Annotated in this window: 15 protein-coding genes; 12 read left to right on the forward strand and 3 right to left on the reverse strand. The window is 69.5% G+C overall.

Annotation, left to right across the window (positions count from 1 at the left end):
• The first annotated feature begins 32 nt into the window (after positions 1–32).
• The 6 genes from AC1WTP_RS18320 (at position 33) to AC1WTP_RS18345 (ending at position 7,214) form a co-directional block, all read left to right on the forward strand.
• A complete protein-coding gene (locus AC1WTP_RS18320; protein WP_481650482.1) occupies positions 33–968 on the forward strand; it encodes an SDR family oxidoreductase in 936 nt (311 codons plus the stop codon).
• A 119-nt stretch (positions 969–1,087) separates the two neighbouring features.
• A complete protein-coding gene (locus tag AC1WTP_RS18325; protein WP_481650483.1) occupies positions 1,088–1,672 on the forward strand; it encodes a TetR/AcrR family transcriptional regulator in 585 nt (194 codons plus the stop codon).
• A gap of 411 nt (positions 1,673–2,083) precedes the next feature.
• Entirely contained in the window at positions 2,084–2,611 is a 528-nt protein-coding gene (locus AC1WTP_RS18330) for a 2Fe-2S iron-sulfur cluster-binding protein (protein WP_481650484.1), read from the forward strand.
• Entirely contained in the window at positions 2,608–3,597 is a 990-nt protein-coding gene (locus tag AC1WTP_RS18335) for an FAD binding domain-containing protein (protein ID WP_481650485.1), read from the forward strand. Before AC1WTP_RS18330 ends, AC1WTP_RS18335 begins: the two co-directional genes overlap by 4 nt.
• Positions 3,594–5,735 (forward strand): xanthine dehydrogenase family protein molybdopterin-binding subunit, encoded by a 2,142-nt coding sequence (locus tag AC1WTP_RS18340; protein WP_481650486.1) that lies wholly within the window; start codon positions 3,594–3,596, stop codon positions 5,733–5,735. The genes AC1WTP_RS18335 and AC1WTP_RS18340 overlap by 4 nt, the downstream gene beginning before the upstream one ends.
• Positions 5,736–6,044: 309 nt before the next feature.
• Positions 6,045–7,214 carry a low temperature requirement protein A gene (locus tag AC1WTP_RS18345; protein WP_481650487.1) on the forward strand — a complete coding sequence of 390 codons (1,170 nt, stop codon included), beginning with the start codon at positions 6,045–6,047 and terminating at the stop codon, positions 7,212–7,214.
• A gap of 85 nt (positions 7,215–7,299) precedes the next feature.
• Here AC1WTP_RS18345 and AC1WTP_RS18350 read toward each other — a convergent pair whose 3' ends face one another.
• Complete coding sequence (locus tag AC1WTP_RS18350; protein WP_481650488.1) at positions 7,300–8,058, reverse strand: alpha/beta fold hydrolase; 759 nt, start codon at positions 8,056–8,058, stop codon at positions 7,300–7,302.
• A 500-nt stretch (positions 8,059–8,558) separates the two neighbouring features.
• On the opposite strand from AC1WTP_RS18350, the gene AC1WTP_RS18355 reads away from it, so the two are divergent.
• The 3 genes from AC1WTP_RS18355 (at position 8,559) to AC1WTP_RS18365 (ending at position 11,895) form a co-directional block, all read left to right on the forward strand.
• A complete protein-coding gene (locus tag AC1WTP_RS18355; protein ID WP_481650489.1) occupies positions 8,559–9,299 on the forward strand; it encodes a hypothetical protein in 741 nt (246 codons plus the stop codon).
• A gap of 265 nt (positions 9,300–9,564) precedes the next feature.
• Positions 9,565–11,718 (forward strand): amylo-alpha-1,6-glucosidase, encoded by a 2,154-nt coding sequence (locus AC1WTP_RS18360; RefSeq protein ID WP_481650490.1) that lies wholly within the window; start codon positions 9,565–9,567, stop codon positions 11,716–11,718.
• Between the two features lie 51 nt (positions 11,719–11,769).
• The gene (locus tag AC1WTP_RS18365) at positions 11,770–11,895 is read left to right on the forward strand and encodes a hypothetical protein (RefSeq protein WP_481650563.1); all 126 of its coding nucleotides are present in this window, start codon (positions 11,770–11,772) and stop codon (positions 11,893–11,895) included.
• Positions 11,896–12,035: 140 nt separating this feature from the next.
• Here the strand turns inward: AC1WTP_RS18365 and AC1WTP_RS18370 are convergent, their stop codons facing one another.
• Positions 12,036–13,073 (reverse strand): anti-sigma-D factor RsdA, encoded by a 1,038-nt coding sequence (locus AC1WTP_RS18370; protein ID WP_481650491.1) that lies wholly within the window; start codon positions 13,071–13,073, stop codon positions 12,036–12,038.
• Positions 13,070–13,642, reverse strand: coding sequence for an RNA polymerase sigma factor ShbA (gene shbA / locus AC1WTP_RS18375; protein WP_481650492.1), 573 nt, complete (start codon positions 13,640–13,642; stop codon positions 13,070–13,072). The genes AC1WTP_RS18370 and shbA overlap by 4 nt, the downstream gene beginning before the upstream one ends.
• Before the next feature lie 280 nt (positions 13,643–13,922).
• Here shbA and AC1WTP_RS18380 point away from each other — a divergent pair, with 280 nt between their 5' ends.
• The 3 genes from AC1WTP_RS18380 to AC1WTP_RS18390 all read left to right on the forward strand — a co-directional run bounded on the left by AC1WTP_RS18380 (position 13,923) and on the right by AC1WTP_RS18390 (position 18,064).
• A complete protein-coding gene (locus AC1WTP_RS18380; RefSeq protein ID WP_481650493.1) occupies positions 13,923–15,137 on the forward strand; it encodes a S8 family peptidase in 1,215 nt (404 codons plus the stop codon).
• Between the two features lie 937 nt (positions 15,138–16,074).
• The gene (locus tag AC1WTP_RS18385; protein WP_481650494.1) at positions 16,075–17,124 is read left to right on the forward strand and encodes a S1 family peptidase; all 1,050 of its coding nucleotides are present in this window, start codon (positions 16,075–16,077) and stop codon (positions 17,122–17,124) included.
• Between the two features lie 523 nt (positions 17,125–17,647).
• On the forward strand, positions 17,648–18,064 hold the full coding sequence (locus tag AC1WTP_RS18390) for a Fur family transcriptional regulator (RefSeq protein ID WP_481650495.1): 417 nt from the start codon (positions 17,648–17,650) through the stop codon (positions 18,062–18,064).
• Positions 18,065–18,072 lie beyond the last annotated feature (8 nt).

Here is an 18,072-nt window from a genome sequence, read left to right on the forward strand (position 1 = left end):
ACTACCGCACAGGGAAGGAAGGGAAGACCGCCATGTCCAAAGTCGTCGTGATCACCGGGGCAGGTACCGGGATTGGCCGGCTCGCCGCCCGGTCCCTCGCCCTGGCCGGCCACACCGTCTACGCCAGCATGCGGGGCATCGACTCGCGCAACGCGGACAAGTCCGCCGAGGCCCGCGCGTTCGCCGACGAGCACAAGGTCAACCTCAGGGTTCTGGAACTCGACATCCTGTCGGCCGGATCGGCGCAGGCCGCCGCCGACACCGTCCGAGCCGAACAGGGCCGCGTCGACGTGCTGGTGCACAACGCGGCACACCTCTATTTCGGTATCACTGAGGCGTTCACCCCCGAGCAGGTACTGGAGGGGTTGAACACCAACGTGGTCGGGGCGCTGCGGGTCAATCGCGCCTTCCTGCCGATGATGCGCCAACAGCGGTCCGGCCTGCTGCTCTGGGTGGGCAGCGGAGCGACAAGGGTCGTTCCGCCATTCCTCGGCCCGTACACAGCGGCGAAGGCCGCATTCGACTCCTTCGCCGAGTCGATCAGCTACGAGACGATCAAGTTCGGCATCGACACCACCATCGTCATGCCCGGCATCTTCGTCGACGGCACCGCCCACTTCCCCAACGCCGAGCACCCCGCCGAGACCGAGGTCCAGCAGCAGTACCTCGAGATCTACCAGCCGTACCTCGAGCGAAACGAGACGGCCTCGCGGGGAATGACGCTGCCTGGGCTGACCCCGGACGTGCAGGGCGTCGCCGACGAGATCGTCCGAGTCGTCGACCTCCCAGCCGGCACCCGCCCGTTCCGGACCACGGTCGACTACACCGGCGTCGGCGATATCTCCGTCAACGAAGCCGCCGCCCTCAGCCGGCGCCAGTTCCTGGCGCGGATGGGCTTCGACGACCTGCTGCCGACCGGGCCCGCCGTCGTCGACGGGCGCGAGATCGCTGGCACTGTCGCTGGCTAAGCTCCATCCGGCGCAGCGAACACCCCCACCGGGGAGGCAGGGGCGGGACCAGCCACCGAACCGGTCCCGCCCCCGGGCGTTCGCCGACCGCCGCACGAACCCATACGTCAGGAGACCACGTGGCCGACACCGTTCTCTCGCGGCAGCAGATCCTCGCCACGACGGAGGACGTGCTGCGGCGGTACGGCCCCGCCAAGGCGACGGTCGCGGACGTCGCTCGTGCGCTCGGGGTCAGCCCCGGCAGCATCTACCGTCATTTCCCGAGCAAGATGGCCCTGCGGGAAGCGGTCACCCACGAGTGGCTTGACCGCGTGCACAGCGGCCTCGACGAGATCTCCACCAGCCGGACACCCGCGCCCGAACGCCTACGGCACTGGCTGGCCAGCCTGTTCGAGGCCAAGAAGAAGCACGCCCGAGACGATCCGGAGCTCTTCGACACCTTCACCGCGCTGGTCGCCGAGCACCGTGAAGTCGCCGTCGCGCACACGCGCGACCTCGTCCGCCAACTCCGGACCATCATCAAGGCAGGTGTCGAACGGGGAGAGTTTGCCGAGATCGACTCCGACACGGCAGCGATAGGCGTCTTCACGGCCACGACGAGCTTCCACAACCCCCTGCTCCGGCGGGAGTGGAGCGAACCCGGCATCGACGCCGTATTCCAGACCGTGACGAACCTCGTCGTCGAAGGACTGATCCGCCACTGACGCCGGGCAGCCGCCCCAAGAGACGAGTAGTCGGGAGGCAATCCCCTCCCGACTGTTGATCCGGTTGATCTTCTTCGGTATCTCGATATGGGTCAGCGGAGCCCTGCGTGCGTCGCCACCGACGGGCTCACCGCTGATCCTCTTGAGGGCACGTTCGTTGCTCGCGGCCAGGAACGCGCCCCTACAGTCCCCCAGAGCTGAACTCGGGTAACTCCGCAGGGGTGGTCCTCGGGTGAGGTTCTGCTTGATGTTGTCGGTGGTGTCGCGCCTGCTCGCCCGGGTCGCGGCCGGTCGAAACGGGCCAGCCACCCCCCGATCCCGGCCATTTTTGCCGCATGTCGGTTCAATAAGGGCAGAACGGACTATGTTGGGGCCGTCGGTTGGCTGGACGTTGTCGGGGGTTGGTCGAGGATGGAAGTCGACGTCACCGTCCGGGTGGACGGAATCCTGCATCGGCTGACCGTCGATGTGCGAACAACCCTGCTTGACGCCATGCGGGAGCGGCTGGGTGTCGGCAGCGTGAAGAAGGGGTGTGACCACGGGCAGTGCGGCGCGTGCACGGTGCTGCTCGATGGCCGGCGGGTCAACAGTTGCCTCGCGCTCGCCGTGGCACACGACGGCGCCACGATCGTGACAGCCGCCGGGCTGGCGTCGGACGGTGAGCTGCATCCGTTGCAGCGCTCCTTCATCCGCCACGACGCATTCCAGTGCGGCTACTGCACGCCGGGCCAGATCGTCTCGGCCGTCGGCATGCTGGCCGAGGCCGAAGCCGGCTGGCCGAGCGCGGTGACCATGGGTGAACCCGCCGGCACGGGCGGCGGCCCCGCGACCGTGGTGTTGGACGAGGACGAGATCCGCGAGCGAATGAGCGGGAACCTGTGCCGCTGTGCCGCGTACGCGAACATCGTGCCGGCGATCCAGGAAGTCGCCCGGAGGTGAGGACATTCCGCTATGAGCGTGCCAGCACGACGTCTGGCGCGGTCTTGCTGCTCGCCCGGGCGCCGCAGGGCGCCTTCCTCGCCGGCGGGACCAACCTGGTGGACCTGATGAAACTCGACGTCGCCCGGCCGGACCTGCTGGTCGACGTACGGCGGCTGGTCTCGGACCGGATCGAGGAGCTGCCTGACGGTGGGCTACGCATCGGTGCCGGTACTTCCAACAGCGACCTCGCCGCCGACCCGCTGGTCCGCCAGCGTTATCCGATGGTCTCCCAGGCCCTGCTGTCCGGCGCCTCCGGCCAACTGCGCAACCTCGCCACCACCGCCGGGAATCTGTTGCAGCGCACCCGCTGCCCGTACTTCCAGGACGTCACCACCTCGTGCAACAAGCGCGAACCGGGCACCGGCTGCTCGGCGATCGAGGGGCACCACCGCGACCTCGCCATCGTCGGTAGCTCACCCCAGTGCGTCGCGACCCACCCGTCGGACCTGGCCGTCGCGCTGGCCGCGCTGGACGCGACGGTCCGTACCGCGGGGCCGGACGGGGAACGCCTGATCCCGATGACCGAGCTGCACCGGCTCCCCGGGCCGGAACCGCAGCGGGACACGGTGCTCCAGCACGGAGAGTTGATCACCGCGATCGACCTGCCGCCGCTGCCGTTCGCCACCCGCTCGTACTACCGCAAGGTCCGGGACCGGGCCTCCTACGCGTTCGCGCTGGTCGCGGTGGCCGCCGCGATCGACCTGGCGGACGGTGTCGTACGCGACGTGCGGATCGCGCTGGGCGGGGTGGCGCACAAGCCGTGGCGAGCGTATCGAGCCGAGGAGCTGTTGCGCGGCGGACCGGCCGGCGAGGAACTGTTCCGCCGAGCCGCCGACGCCGAGCTCACCGACGCCCGGCCGCTGCGGGGCAACGCGTTCAAGGTCCCGTTGGCCCGAAACACCATGGTGCGAACGCTGCTGGATCTGACCGGAGTGCCGCGATGAGCACAACCACTCCGGCCATCGGGCAGGCGCTGGACAGGTTCGACGGCGCGGAGAAGGTACGCGGCCTGGCCCGGTACGCCTTTGAACAGCCGGTGGAGCACCCGGCGTATCTGTTCGCGGTGCAGAGCACCGTCGCGACCGGTCGGATAACCGGGATCGACTGCAGCCAGGCGAGCGCGCAGCCGGGTGTACTGGCCGTGTTGACGTACCAGAATGCTCCTCGGCTCAGCACTGACGACGGTGAGCTGCGCGTCCTGCAGTCCGATGAGGTGTCCTTCCGGGGCCAGATTGTGGGCGGGGTGATCGCGGAGACCTCGGAGATTGCCCGCGAAGCCGCCCGCTTGGTCCGGGTGGACTACGAGGGGCGGCCCCACAACGTCGACATCCGGGCCGAGGTGCCGGGCCACCGGGAGAAACTGCGGGTGCCGAACGAGGTGCTGCCGCTCTTTCCGATGGACACCGCCGAGGGTGACGTTGAGGCCGCGCTGGCCTCGGCGGCCGTCCGGGTGGACCAGGTCTACAGCACCCCCTGGTACACCCACAACGCGCTGGAGCCGCACACGACGATCGCCTGCTGGACTGAGCACGGGTTCACCCTGCATGTGTCGACCCAGGGGGTGACCGGGATACAGGCTGCGGTGGCTGGGGCCTTCCGGCTCGACCCCGGCCGGGTACGGGTGATCTCGCCACACGTCGGCGGCGCGTTCGGGTCGAAGGTCTATCCGCGTGCCGATGTCGTGCTCGCCGCGATGGCCGCCCGGTTCGTTCCGGGCCGACCGGTAAAGTTCCCGCTCACCCGGCAGCAGACGTTCTCCCTGACCGGCTACCGGCCGCCGACGATTCAGCGGATCCGGCTGGGCGCGGGCAGCGACGGTCGGCTGGTCGCGATCGACCACGGCTCGATCGAGCAGACCTCGAAGGTCAAGGAGTTCGCCGAGCACAGCACCAGAGCCACCCCGAGCATGTACGCCGCGCCGAACCGGCGTACCCAGCAGTGGGTGGCCGAACTGGACGTGCCAACGCCGACGATCATGCGGGCGCCCGGGGAGGCGTCCGGCATGTTCGCGCTCGAGTCGGCGATGGACGAGCTGGCCATCGCCTGCGGCCTCGACCCGATCGAGCTGCGGATCCGCAACGAGCCGGACCTGCACCCCCATTTCGGCCTGCCCTTCTCCAGCCGGAACCTGGTCACCTGCCTGCGGGAGGGGGCCCGCCGGTTCGGCTGGGAGCAGCGCGACCCCACCCCGCGGGCACGTCGGGAGGGGGGCTGGCTGGTAGGCACCGGGGTGGCGGCCGCAACGTACCCGGTACTGCGGCTGCCAGGATCGAAGGCGACCATCCGGGCCGGCGCGGACGGCCGGTACGTCGTGCTGATCGCGGCCGCGGACATCGGTACCGGCACCCGCACCGCGCTGACCCAGGTCGCCGCCGACGCCCTCCAGGTCGGCATCGAGCAGGTCGACCTGCGACTCGGCGACACCGCATACCCTCCGGCGGCCGAGGAGGGTGCATCTGCGGGGATCACCAGCTGGGGCACGGCCATCTACGCCGCCGCCGACCAGCTGCGCGAGCGACTGACCACCGAGCACGGCGGGACCGTGCCGGCGGACGGTCTGGAGATCACCGCCGACACGCCGGAGAACCCCTACCTCAAGCAGTACGCGATGCACAGCTTCGGCGCGCAGTTCGCCGAGGTGCGGGTGCACGAGGAAACCGGCGAGATACGCGTACCCCGACAGCTGGGCGTTTTCGCGTGCGGCCGGATCGTCAACCCGAAGACCGCCCGTTCACAACTGCTCGGTGGAATGACCTGGGGCCTGTCCATGGCGCTACACGAACAGAGTGTGGTCGATCTCCGGTTCGGTCACGTGGTCAACCACGACCTCGCCCAGTACCACGTCAGCAGCAACGCCGACATCGGCGCCGTCGAGGTGCACTGGATCGAGGAGGACGACACGTACGTCAACCCGATGGGGACCAAGGGCGTCGGTGAGATCGGCATCGTCGGTGCGGCGGCGGCGATCGCCAACGCCGTGTACCACGCCACCGGCGTCCGCATCCGAGACCTACCGATCACCCTCGACAAACTCCTCCCAGTCGAGGAGCCCGGGCGCTTCCCGGAAGTGTGGACACCGTGAAGCCTGGACGCCGGCCCAGAGAAGGGGCGTCCTCGTTGGGGCATTCGGCGATCGAAGCGGCCAGTACAGCTCGTGGGACCGCGGAACGCTCGTCCCGGGGTCCTCGACGCGGCGGACACCGGCAGCCGCCCTCGCCCAGACCCGCGCCGGGCCGTCAAGTGGGCGGGCAGAGCGGGTCGAGTTCGACGGTGCCCGAAGCATGGCAGGCTGTGCCGAGCCGCTGAGCAAGCGCCGGACGACGAGGGGCCGGGCATGCCCGACAATCCCGACGGCGACCCGACTTCCGCCGGGCCGGGCCGGGGCGACGCCGTGCCGGCGGACGGGACGCGGGGGCTGCTGCGCCGGCCGGGCTCGGCCGAGGTCACGCCGGTCGAGCTCTTCTTCGACCTGGTCTACGTGCTGGCCGTCACGCAGCTCACCCATCACCTGCTGGAGCACCTGACGCTTCGCGGGGCGGGCGAGACGCTGCTGCTCATGCTGGCGGTCTGGCTGGTCTGGATCAACACCACCTGGGCGACGAACTATCTCGCCCGGAACCGGCGGCCGGTGCAACTGCTGTTCCTTGGGCTGACGCTGGCCAGCCTGATCATGTCGGCGGCCCTGCCGCAGGCGTTCGAGGGCCGTGGCCTGGCGTTCGCGGCCGCCCTCGTGACGATCGAGCTCGGCGCGATCGTGTTCGAGCTGCTGGCCTCCGGTGGCCGCAACCCGCTCGTCGCGGTTGCGCAGCGGGTGCTGTTCTGGCTGTCGGTGCTCGCGGTGCTGTGGCTCGCCGGCGGGCTGGTGCACGGCGACGCCCGGGCCGCGATCTGGCTCATCGCCATCCTGGCCAGTTACGTGGTGATGTGGCTCGGGTTTCCGGTGCCGCGGCTGGGCCGTGCCCACACCACGGACTACACGATCGCCGGTCAACACATGGCCCACCGCAGCTACCTGTTCATCATCATCGCGCTCGGTGAGTCGATCCTGATCACCGGCTCGCGTATGGGCGAATCACCCGGCTCGGTGGTGAGCGTCGCGGCGTTCGTGACGGCCTTTGTCGGGACCGCCGCACTGTGGTGGATCTACTTCGACCGGGCGGAGGAGGCCGGCCTACGGGCAATCTCCACCGCGTCCGATCCGGGGCGTCTGGGCCTCGTCGCGTACACGTACTGCCACATTCCGATGGTGGCCGGCATCATCGTGACCGCCGCAGCCGACGAGTTCACCATCGCGCATCCGACCGAACCGGCCACCATCACCACGACGGCGCTGATCCTCGGCGGTCCAGCGCTCTACCTCCTCGGGCATGCGCTGCTGAAGTGGTCGCTGCTGGGCCACGTCTCGCACACCCGCCTGGCCGGCATCGCCGCGCTGATCGCGCTCGCGCCGCTGGCCGTCGTCGCCTCGGCCCTGGTACTCATGACCGCCGCGACCCTGGTCCTCGTCGGCGTCGTGCTGTGGGACCTGCACGCGGAACGGAGCGCTCCGAGCCTCGCCTGACCGCCAGACGTAGGGGGCTCACCTGGTGGGCCGGAGCGGACAGCGGGCAGCGGGCAGCGGGTATTGAAACGGTGGCGTCGGCTGGCTATCTGGTGGCCAGGACCTCGCGGAGCTTCGCGGCGAACTCCTCGGGCTTGCCCGCGTAACCGAACTCGCCGCCGAGGAAGCCGCCGTGGTGGCTTGGAAACACCGTCGCCTGCTGGCCGAGCAGTGCCGCGGTGCCGAGCGCGGTGCGCGCGGTGTACGTACCCGCCGATTCCTCGCCGACCGCGATCACGATGCGGGTCGGCGCGGCAGTGAGCAGCTTCGGGTCGGGGCGATAGTCGCTGATCGCCCACGAGTTCTTCGACAACAGCGGATCGTCACGCGTGCCGTCGTCGTCGGTTGGCATGCCGAGCGTCGCCGGGTCGGGCGTGGGCTGGGCGAAGTAGTCGTCGGTGAACTCCCCCCGCCAGGACGTCATCGCGACGAACGCGGCCATGCCCGCGCCGAAGCCGTTCGCCTGGTACGCCTCGTGGAAGGCGGCCCGGGCACGCTCGGCGGCCGCGGCATCGGGAAGCACAGCGTTGATCGGTGGTTCGTGCGCCACCAGTGTGACAACGTCGTCGGGGTGGGACGCGACCAGTTCGAGCGCCGTCACCGCACCACCACTGCTTGCGAAGACCTCGACCGGACCGGCGTCGAGCGCCTCAATCAGCAGGTGCAGGTCGGCCGCCTGCTGCTGCGGCGTGTGGTCTGACCGGCCGTCGGTGCGAATGCTGCGGCCCAGGCCGCGAGGGTCGTAGGTGACGACCGTGCGGTCGGTGAAGTTGGCGGCGAGCGCGGTGAAGCCCTCCGCCGTCATCGGCTGACCGATCATGAGTAGCGCGGGCCGACCGTCAGCCGGCGGGAGTGGTCCGCGCACGTCGTAGACCAGATCGACGCCGGGGGCGGCGAGCGTGTGGGTCTGTGTCGTCGTCATGGCGTGACCCTACGGTCCAGCTACGACATGTGCGGCCGGTCCCGAGGCGGGTTGATCGTCATCGCGGTCTTCGTGCGCGTGCTGATGGTCACGGCCGTCGACAAGTGGCAGCCGGAAGCGCCAGGGCGATGTGCTCGTTGTGGTACCCCTGGGCAGGTAGCCCAGCGCCCGGTGAGGAAGCGGGCGGTCAGGGCGCACCCGACCAGGACCGGCAGCATGGACTGTAGCGCCTTGACCAAGAAGTGAAGAGTCCGAGGTTCGAAACCTGCCGCGCGCCCACCAGACAACACCGACCGCGGGGAAGCATGTCTTCCGGGCGTGCTCGAGTCGAAGGCGGCCGACCCGCCTGACGGAGTGTCGCGTCGGCAGGTGATGATCGTGGGATGGGTATTCCAGGATCCCTGCGCGAATCTCTGCACGATCCGGCGTTCTGGGCGCGGTACACCTTCGCGATGGAGGACGGCCCCGGCGCCGACCGGCTCGGCGACCTTGAAGAGCTGCTCGATGAGGACGACGACGATGACGATGACGAGCGGGACACGACGATCAACGTCGCCTTCGACGTCGGCGGCGGCCACCTCATCGGGCTGGACGTCGACACCCGGCTCGGCTCGTACGAATTGGGCATCACCGGGCCTGGTTCCGCCGAGTGGGCTGGGCTCGGCTGGGACGACTTGGCGCACTGGCACCCGTACGCGCTGCGTTGGTCGGAGCTCGATCTGATCTGCCGCGCAGTCGCCGTGCGGGATCCGCTGCTGTCGCACCCCGGGGCGCCGATGGCCCTGCTGTGCCGGTTCGCCGCGGTCTTCGAGGACGACGACGTGGACGCCGCCGTTGCCGCCGTGGACGCGGCGTACGTCGCACTGCGGCCCCAGGGCTGGGACGGCTACTGGCCCAGTGGCGCCGACTGGCTCGAACGCGCCGACTTCCGGGGCGAACAGGTGGTGTGGCACCGCGACGAAGCAGGCAACCTGTGGGCCGAACAAGACGACGACCACGACGTCTCCTTCTACAGCACACGGGTAACACCGCCTTCGGAGGTCGAGGAGCGGTTCCCGCATGCTCGGCTCAGGAACCTGCTGGCCGCCGCCGCGACCACGGTAGCGACCGGATCCCGCCCCTAACCCCTGGGAAGCAGCGCGCCCTCGCGAGCAACGGGCGCCCGGATGGTCACGGGGCCGCCAACCGCCGACCGAAGACGACCGACGCTGACAGTCAGCAACGGGGGAGACGGCAGGTCAGCCGCCTCCGGGCGGCGGCTGCGCCGGCACTTTTAGGCCACCGAAAGGCCACCCTGTCCGGAGTGCGGCGATGTCGACCCGGGAGCACCTGTGAAATCACCCGGAGTGGGTGATGACCGGCCATGACTGGTGTTTCTACGGTCAACGCATGGCCGACCAGCGTCCGACACCTGCCGATCCGACGCCTCACCTCGCTGGGGCGAAGCGGAACGGCGCGCGGCAGCGGGATCTGCCGCCCGAACTCGACCCGGGTTCGATCGCGGTACTCAGTGGTTCCACGTTCATGTATTCCGACCCCGTCGGCAACATACCGGTGGGCTCGATCGGTGGGCTCGTGCATCTCGACACCCGGCTGCTGAACCGATGGATGCTGACCGTGAACGGAGGACCGCTGCTGGTTCTGCGCTCCGGGACGGTCGACCACTACTCGGCGGAGTTCTACCTGGCCAATCCGGACCTGCCGGACCTGCCGGCGGACGCACTCACCGTCCGTCGTCGCCGCTACCTCGGGGATGGCCTGCATGAGCGGATCGAACTGCACTACTCAGCGACCGAACCCGTCCGTGTCGAGCTGCGGCTGGGGGTTGGCAGCGACTTCGCTGACCTTTTGGAGATCAAGTCGGGTGTGCGGGAACGCGCCGAGGCCATCGCCCGACGGCATCGGGCGGACAGCGGTCGACTGTTGTTCCGCTACGAGAACGGCGACTTCGTCGCCCAGACCGAGGTGCATGCGTCGCCCGTGCCGGACCGGGTGGACGGTGACGACTTCGTCTGGGTGCTCGACCTCCCGCCCGGGGGTGACTGGGGGGTCGATCTGAAGGTCTCCCTCTCACCGGGCATGGGAGTGGTGGAGCCGGTGCGGGGGGATTTCGAGGACGTCTTCCGGCACAGCGCCGTCGATCCTGCCGCCCGGTGGCGCTCGGTGGTCGGGCGGTTCAGCAGCGACAGCGGCCTGTTCGAGCAGGCCATCGAGCAGACCCTCACGGATCTGGTGGCGCTGCGCCTGGAGTCCGAGATGAACGGACAACGGGTCGCCCTGCCGGCGGCCGGGCTGCCGTGGTTTCTTACCTTCTTCGGACGGGACACGCTGATCACGGCCTACCAGACGCTCATCGGCGGCCCGCGCCTGGCCAAGGGGGCGCTGGTGGCGCTCGCCGGGTTGCAGGGCCGCAAGGTCGACGACTTCACCGACGAGGAGCCGGGTAAGATCCTGCATGAGGTGCGCAACGGCGAGTTGACCCGGACCGGGCAGCGGCCCTACAGCCCGTACTACGGCACCGCGGACGCGACCCAGCTCTGGCTCATCCTGCTCTCCGAGTACTGGCGGTTCACCCGCGACGACGAACTGGTCCGGTTGCTGCGCCCCAACGCCCTAGCCGCGCTCGAGTGGATCGACCGGTACGGCGACCGTGACGGCGACGGCTACGTCGAGTACCTGACCCGGTCCCCGGAGGGGCTGGGCAACCAGTGCTGGCGTGACTCGTGGGACGGGGTCCGGTTCTCCGACGGCCGGTTGCCGGTCCTACCGATCGCCACATGTGAGATCCAGGGCTACACGTACGACGCGAAACTGCGCCTGGCTGAGCTGGCCGAGGGTCCCTTCGACGATCCTGATCTGGCACGGCGTCTGCGGGCGGACGCCGAGCGGCTCCGGGCCGCGTTCAACCGGGATTTCTGGGTCGAGGAGCGGGGTGGGTACTACGCCGTCGGGATCGACGGTGACAAGAACCGGATCGACTCCATCACCTCCAACATGGGGCACCTGTTGTGGAGTGGGATTGTGCCGGAGGAGCGCGCCGGGCAGGTGGTGCGGCAGTTGATGGCGGATGCGATGTTCTCCGGTTGGGGGATCCGCACGCTGTCGACGGACGAGGCGGCGTACAACCCGATCGGATACCACCTCGGCACGGTGTGGCCGCACGACAACTCCATCGCGGTGCTCGGAATGGCACGCTACGGCTACCGGGAGGAAGCGAACCGGGTCTCCCTGGCGCTGTTGGAGGCGGCGAAGGCATTCAGTTTCCGACTGCCGGAGGCGATCGCCGGCTATCAACGGGGGCGCTCGACCTGGCCGGTGCAGTACCCCACGGCGTGCAGCCCACAGGCCTGGGCGGCGGGCGCGCCGCTGAACTTTCTCCGTAGCATGCTCGGCCTCGACGCGGTCAACGGCAAGCTGGTGGTCGACCCGCAGGTCCCCGAGGAGATCGGACGAATCATGATCAGCGGGGCGCGGGCGTTCGGTCGGCACTGGGACATCGAGGCGGTGGGCTCAACCGGATACGTCCGGCTGGCCGAGCCCTGACCGGTCGCGCCGGCGACATTCGCCCCGGCCGTGGGCGGGAACGGCGTCGAAATGACGAAGCCTCGTGTGGTGATCGGGGCCGCGTCCGCCGGGCACCACGCGGCGAAGACGCTCAGCCGGCTGGCGAAAAACCGGGCCGACATCGTCGTGCTGAACGCGACCGACTACCTTCTCTAGTGCGGGCGCATCCTTGAACAGGCCGTTGAGCCACGATCTTTCCGACGGGTGTCTACGGTGCAGAGCGGAAACCTGCTGCCGGCAGAGCCGCGACGGCAGTGCATTCCACGAAGTTGTCGGCGTCGAGCCCTGTCCCACAGTCACCTCAAGGTCGGATCGGACCGTACCGGTCGCCCTGCTCCGGGTCCGGCCGGGTCCACTCGCGAGGGAACACTTCGAGTGGGGTGGGGCGCGTCGATGCCGGTGGTGAAAGCCGTTGTCGGCGGAGCTTGTGGCTGCGGAATCACCGCTGGGGCGCTCGGCTGGGCTGGCGGCGTCCCTTCGGGCAAGTTTGTCGGTCGGCTCCCGGTTGTTGGGGGCGTCGGTGTCGATTGGGTCGGTCGGCGGGGCGGCGACGTCGGTCCGGTGGTGGCCGCGGGCTGTTGAACGGCGGACGGTGCCAACTCCGTGTCGGACGGTGCCGGCACGCCGGCCCCGATCGAGGTGTCGGGGGCTGGCGGATTCGTCGGGTCCTGGGGCGGGATCAGGTGCCGCAGTTCGTTGATGTCGTCTCGCAGCCGGGTGACGGTCTCGTCATCGCCGATGCGGTTTAGCAGGGCCGTGGCACGGTCTAGGTGGTAGCGGGCGTTGGCGTGCTGGCCGCCGGCAAGGTCCTGCCGCGCCTGGTCCAGTAGTCGGCCGATTTCGCGTTCGGTGCGTAGCGCCTCCGCTCGGTCGGCGTGGACCAGTTGGGTGACCGGCCACAACAGCTCGCCCGGCTCGGCGCGGGCGGCACCGAGCCAGACGGCGCCGACGACGGTGACCAGGGCAAGCGTGGTGCCGGCGAACACCTTCGGTCTCCGGTGTCGCCACCCGGTGGCTTGATTGACGGCGGCGACGGCAGGGGGGCGGCCCATCCGGCCGGATCGGGCCGGAGCCGGCCCACCAGGCGCGGCGTCGACGGTCGAGTGTGATGGGGGATTAGCCGGGACTGCCGACGCCGCGGCCGAAACCTCCAACCTCGATTCCAACTGCTTCGATCGCGCCATCACCTCGGCGTGCCAGCGCGTCAGCAGGGCGGCGATCGGGTCGTCGGCCGGATGGTCGACCGGCCCGTTACCGCGACTGATCGCGTCGAGCAACTGGTCATCCCGCAGAACCGGGTCCGGCGACGAAGCAGAGGATGCCCCTTCGCTCACATGATCACCTCGGTGAAGGTGTCCCCGGCGAGTGTGCGGAGCCGGGTGAGCGCGCGGTGCTGTGCCAGTCGTACGGCGCCGGCCGTCATGCCCAGCACGGTACCGACCTCTTCGGCCGTCAGGCCGACCGCCAGCCGCAACGCCAGGATCTCCCGGTGGGTCGCCGGCAACTGGGCCAGCAGTTCGGCCAATCGGGCGTTGAGGTCGGCGGTGAGTGCCCGCATTTCCGGCCCGGGGGTGGGGTCGGGTGTGTCCGGGACGTCGGCGACGCTGTCGGCCCGCTCCCGGTGGGCTGCGCGGCCGGCGTCGGCCACCTTGCGGGCGGCGATGCCGTATACGAACGCGAGGAAGGGTCGACCTTGGTCGGTGAACCGCGGCAGGGCGCGCAGCACGGCGAGGCAGACCTCCTGTGCCACGTCTTCGGCGGTGGCTCCGCCGACGCCGATGTGGCCCAGCCGCGCCAGGCTGTAGCGAACCGCGATCGGCCTGATCAGCGCCAGGACCTGGGCGACGGCAGCAGGATCTCCGTCGGCGGCCCGACGGACGACGGCGGGATCCGGCGCCTCCATAAGCTCATGGGCCCCTTTCGCTGTGCCTGGCTCGACGGTATCCGCCCGCTGTCGCGGCACCAAGAGGGCGTGGTGAAACGCGAACGCACCACCCGCCGATATCCCGGGCAGGAGGGTTCGCGACCCGACGTCCCCGACGTCGGGTGTCCCGGTATGCCCCTTTTGCCTATATTTATATATTTCCAATAACAGATCCCGTTTCTTCCTGGTCCAAGCCGTTCCTGGTGGGGCAACCTGCGTGTGGGCCAACCGCCCCTACCGCACATGGAGAGGAACCCCTATGCGCAGAACCCTCGGCGTCGCGATGCTCACCGGCATCGTCGTCGCCTCCGCCGCGGCGACAGGCGCCACCGCCGCCCCCGCCGACGCGGCAGCCGGCTACATCGTCGTGCTCCGCGCCGATGCCGACTCCCCATCTGTCGCCGCCGAGCACGCCCGCACCAACGGCGCAACGGTCGGCCATGTCTACCAGCACGCCCTGCGCGGCTACTCGGCGCAGATGAGCGCCACCGCCGCGGAGCGCATCGCGCGTGATTCGCGCGTCCTCTTCGTGCAGGCCGACGGCGTGGCCACCACCACGGCGCAGTCGATGCCGACCGGCATCAACCGGGCCGACGCCGAGCTGAGCCCGACCGCGAAGATCAACGGCGTGGATGAGCGGGTCAACGTGGACGTCGCCGTCATCGACACCGGCGTCGACCTGGACCACTCGGACCTCAACGTCTACACCGCTGGCGCGAAGAACTGCAGCACAGGGCGCACCGCGGACGACGGCAACGGGCACGGCACCCACGTCGCCGGCACCATCGGCGCGCTCGACAACAGTACGGGTGTGGTGGGCGTCGCTCCCGGTGCCCGGATCTGGCCAGTACGGGTGCTCAGCAACTCCGGCAGCGGCAGCTTCTCGGACATCATCTGCGGCATCGACTACGTCACCGCGAACGCTGACAAGATCGAGGTCGCCAACATGAGCCTCGGTGGCTCCGGCTCCGACAGCGCGTGCGGCAGCAACAAGGACGCCATGCACGAGGCGATCTGCAAGTCGGTCGCCGCTGGCGTCACGTACGTGGTGGCGGCCGGCAACAGCGCCGCCGACTCCAACACCTTCGTGCCCGCGGCGTACGACGAGGTGATCACCGTCAGCGCGCTCGCCGACTTCAACGGCCTGCCGGGTGGCGGGGCCGCGGCCACCTGCCGCGCCGATGTCGACGACACTCTCGCCGACTTCTCCAACTACGGCGCCGACGTGGATCTGATCGCCCCGGGTGTCTGCATTGAGTCCACCTGGAAGGGCGGCGGCTACGACACCATCTCCGGCACCTCGATGGCGAGCCCGCACGTCGCCGGCGGCGCCGCCCTCTACAAGGCCAACAACCCGACCGCCTCGCCCAGCACCGTCAAGTCCGCCCTGCAGTCGGCCGGCACGACGGACTGGAACAACGTCGACGACCCGGACGGCACCAAGGAGAAGCTGCTCAGCGTCGCCACCTTCTGAGAGAAACCGGCACCGGCGGCGGTGCCGGCAGGCTCGAACCTTCCCACCCCGGATTCTCGCCGCACGTCCCGTGCTGCGGGAGCCGCCGAACCCGGCACTGGCCGCTCCCCACTCCCCAGGAAGCGGCCGGTGCACGGCTCTGCTGCGCCCACGCGTACCGACGGGTTGCTGCAGATTCGGGTGCAGCGGCGGTGCCCCGGCCGTCATCGGCCTGGGCGCCGCCGCGGGTGGCGCGAGCACGTAAAGGAGTACTGCCAAGCCGGAGTTGCGGCCGACTCGCCTACCGATGCCGTTCTCCACGCGGGTTCGACCCGAGCAGGGCCGGCCGGCCACCATCGCACCCACTCCGGATCGGACGGGTGACGTGCCGACAAAACGACCTGAAATAGCCAAGCCACCTCCTGACCGCCCACCGCTGTCCCAGTGCCGCATCCACCGTTTCCGGCTGGCCCCAGTCGGCGGGTCGGCCGGGTCTCAAGCGGCCCGTGGGGAGCATGACATGCGCGATCATGACCAGAAGCCGCCCCTGTCCTCACTCCGACCGGAAAGATGGCCGGGCGCTCAACCGTCCTACCGCACGGCATCCCAGGAGCGAAACCGGAACGAGCGGCCGGACGAATGGGCTTGGGCGGCGGCCGCCGCCGGCCGCAGGCGGCGCAAGCGGGGCGTCCTCTGGCTCGCCGCGGCATGCCTGCTCGTCGGCTTCGGCCTGGGCTTCGGTGCCCGCGCACAGGCGCGGTCGACCGGCGGCGAGCCGAGCGGTGCGGGGCCGTCTCGCGCCGCCCGCGTCATCGCGAGAGTTATTGATAAAGCACGATGAATACCGGTATTGCCATATACAACACCATCTAACACTATCTATATAGTCCGATTCGTCTTCCCAGGCCGGTGTGGCCCACGGGCTGCGCCGGACCACCCCAACCCCCTTGGAGGAGCGATGCGACCCACAAGGTCAACCTGGCGTCGAGCCGCAGCAGCCGCCGCAATCGGCGCCCTGCTGGTCACCGCGCTGGCCGGCACACCAGCCCACGCCGCCCCCGCCTCCCCGGAAACCGCCGCCAAGCTCGTCGCTACCCTCGGTGACCGTTCAGCGGGCAGCTACCTGGACTCGAGCGGCAACATGGTCGTGACCGTGACTGACGTGGCCGCGGCACGGCAGGTCGCCGCCGCCGGCGCTACGCCGAGAATCGTCGCGCGTGGCCAGGCGGAACTGCGCCGCGCAACCGCCCAACTGGAGCGCACCGCAAAGATCCCCGGCACTGCGTGGTGGACCGATCCCACCACCAACCAGGTCGTGGTCAGCGTGGACAGCACCGTCGTCGGAGCCGCTTTCGACCGGGTGCGCTCCGCTGTCGACCAGCTCGGCGCCACCGGCCGCCTGCAACGGGACACCGGCGTTCTCAACACCACCATCTCCGGCGGTCACGCAATCTACGCCGGCAGCGGTGGACGCTGCTCTCTCGGATTCAACGTCCGAAGCAGCAGCGGCACGCAGTACTTCCTGACCGCTGGCCACTGCACGAACATCTCCTTGTACTGGTACGCCAACTCGTCCCTGAGCACGTACCTGGGACCGCGCGTCGGCAGCAGCTTCCCCGGCAACGACTACGGCATCGTTCGGCACGACAACAGCAACGTCACCCGCCCGGGCAACGTCTACCTCTACAACGGCTCCTACCGCGACATCACCGGTGCCGGCGACGCGTACGTCGGGCAGTCGGTGTTGCGCTCCGGCAGCACCACCGGCCTGCGCAGCGGCTCGGTCACCGCGCTCAACGCCACCGTCAACTACGCCGAAGGCACCGTCTACGGTCTGATCAAGACCAACGTCTGCGCCGAAGGCGGCGACAGCGGCGGCTCGCTGTTCGCCGGAAACACCGCCCTGGGCCTGACCTCCGGGGGCAGCGGCAACTGCAGCACCGGCGGCACCACCTACTTCCAGCCGGTCAAGGAGGCGCTGGCCGCGTATGGGGTCACCGTCTACTGATCCAGCACATCACGCGGGGTCGTCGGAACCCTCGACGGCCCCGCCTCGCTGCTGATGGTCCCCTGCCGGGCTGCGTGGTCGGGAGCTTCATCACGGCGGGTTCGGGCTGATGGCCGCGATCGGCAATCAGTGGGCGGTCGCAGATGCCGCTGTCTTCATGGGTTCTGCCGACGGTCGACCTCGCATCGATCGAGGCCGGTGAGGCGGGAACCTGCCACAGGTCGTGCTTCTCCTTCAGACTGCTCTCCACATCGGCGCGTAGAAGCACCCCCATTACGTTCTCTTTCCTCCAGAGGACGGGGCCCTGTCGATGCAGGGCGCGTGCCTATGCCGTCGGCCGCACCTCCGCCTGGCGGCCGAGTGCGGTGGCACTGTCGGGGGCCTCTGGCCCGCAGGGATCGGCGGTGTCGGAGCGGCGAGGCTCGCCCGGCGCGGGCGCTGACGTCGGGCGACGCATAATGGTCCGACGGCAAGGGCCGGTGGTTCGACAGGTCGACCCCGCGGCGGCCGGGATCAGGGGAGGATGGCGGCGAGGGTGAACCAGGCAATCCCGAATGCGACCCGGAACACCCGGCAGCGCGGCGAGGTGCTGGCGCTGCTGCGGGAGGTCGAGGGCTTCCATACGGCGCAGCAACTGCACCAGATGCTGCTCGCCCGTAGCGCGCGGGTCGGCCTGACGACCGTCTACCGGACGCTGCAGCTGCTCGTCGACGCCGGCGAGATCGACTCCACGCGGTCGCCCGGAGGTGAGCAGCTGTACCGCCGGTGCAGCCAGAGCAAGCACCACCATCACCTGGTCTGCCGCAACTGTGGGCGCACGGTCGAGGTCGCCGGACCGGCCGTGGAACGGTGGGCCGACCAGTTGGCGGCCCAGCACGGCTTCACCGACGTCGGCCACACGTTGGAGATCTTCGGCACCTGTGCCCGGTGTTCGCGTTGATGCCCAGC

The sequence above is a fragment of the Micromonospora sp. R311 genome (assembly GCF_056780015.1).

What these genes read in the sequence shown, in the direction of transcription:
- AC1WTP_RS18320 (WP_481650482.1), top strand. Translation starts at nt 33, where the DNA reads ATGTCCAAAGTCGTCGTGATCACCGGGGCAGGTACCGGGATTGGCCGG.
- AC1WTP_RS18330 (WP_481650484.1), top strand. Translation starts at nt 2,084, where the DNA reads ATGGAAGTCGACGTCACCGTCCGGGTGGACGGAATCCTGCATCGGCTG.
- AC1WTP_RS18340 (WP_481650486.1), top strand. Translation starts at nt 3,594, where the DNA reads ATGAGCACAACCACTCCGGCCATCGGGCAGGCGCTGGACAGGTTCGAC.
- AC1WTP_RS18350 (WP_481650488.1), bottom strand. Translation starts at nt 8,058, where the DNA reads ATGACGGCGGAGGGCTTCACCGCGCTCGCCGCCAACTTCACCGACCGC.
- AC1WTP_RS18355 (WP_481650489.1), top strand. Translation starts at nt 8,559, where the DNA reads ATGGGTATTCCAGGATCCCTGCGCGAATCTCTGCACGATCCGGCGTTC.
- AC1WTP_RS18360 (WP_481650490.1), top strand. Translation starts at nt 9,565, where the DNA reads ATGGCCGACCAGCGTCCGACACCTGCCGATCCGACGCCTCACCTCGCT.
- AC1WTP_RS18365 (WP_481650563.1), top strand. Translation starts at nt 11,770, where the DNA reads ATGACGAAGCCTCGTGTGGTGATCGGGGCCGCGTCCGCCGGGCACCAC.
- shbA (WP_481650492.1), bottom strand. Translation starts at nt 13,642, where the DNA reads ATGGAGGCGCCGGATCCCGCCGTCGTCCGTCGGGCCGCCGACGGAGAT.
- AC1WTP_RS18380 (WP_481650493.1), top strand. Translation starts at nt 13,923, where the DNA reads ATGCGCAGAACCCTCGGCGTCGCGATGCTCACCGGCATCGTCGTCGCC.
- AC1WTP_RS18385 (WP_481650494.1), top strand. Translation starts at nt 16,075, where the DNA reads ATGCGACCCACAAGGTCAACCTGGCGTCGAGCCGCAGCAGCCGCCGCA.
- AC1WTP_RS18390 (WP_481650495.1), top strand. Translation starts at nt 17,648, where the DNA reads ATGGCGGCGAGGGTGAACCAGGCAATCCCGAATGCGACCCGGAACACC.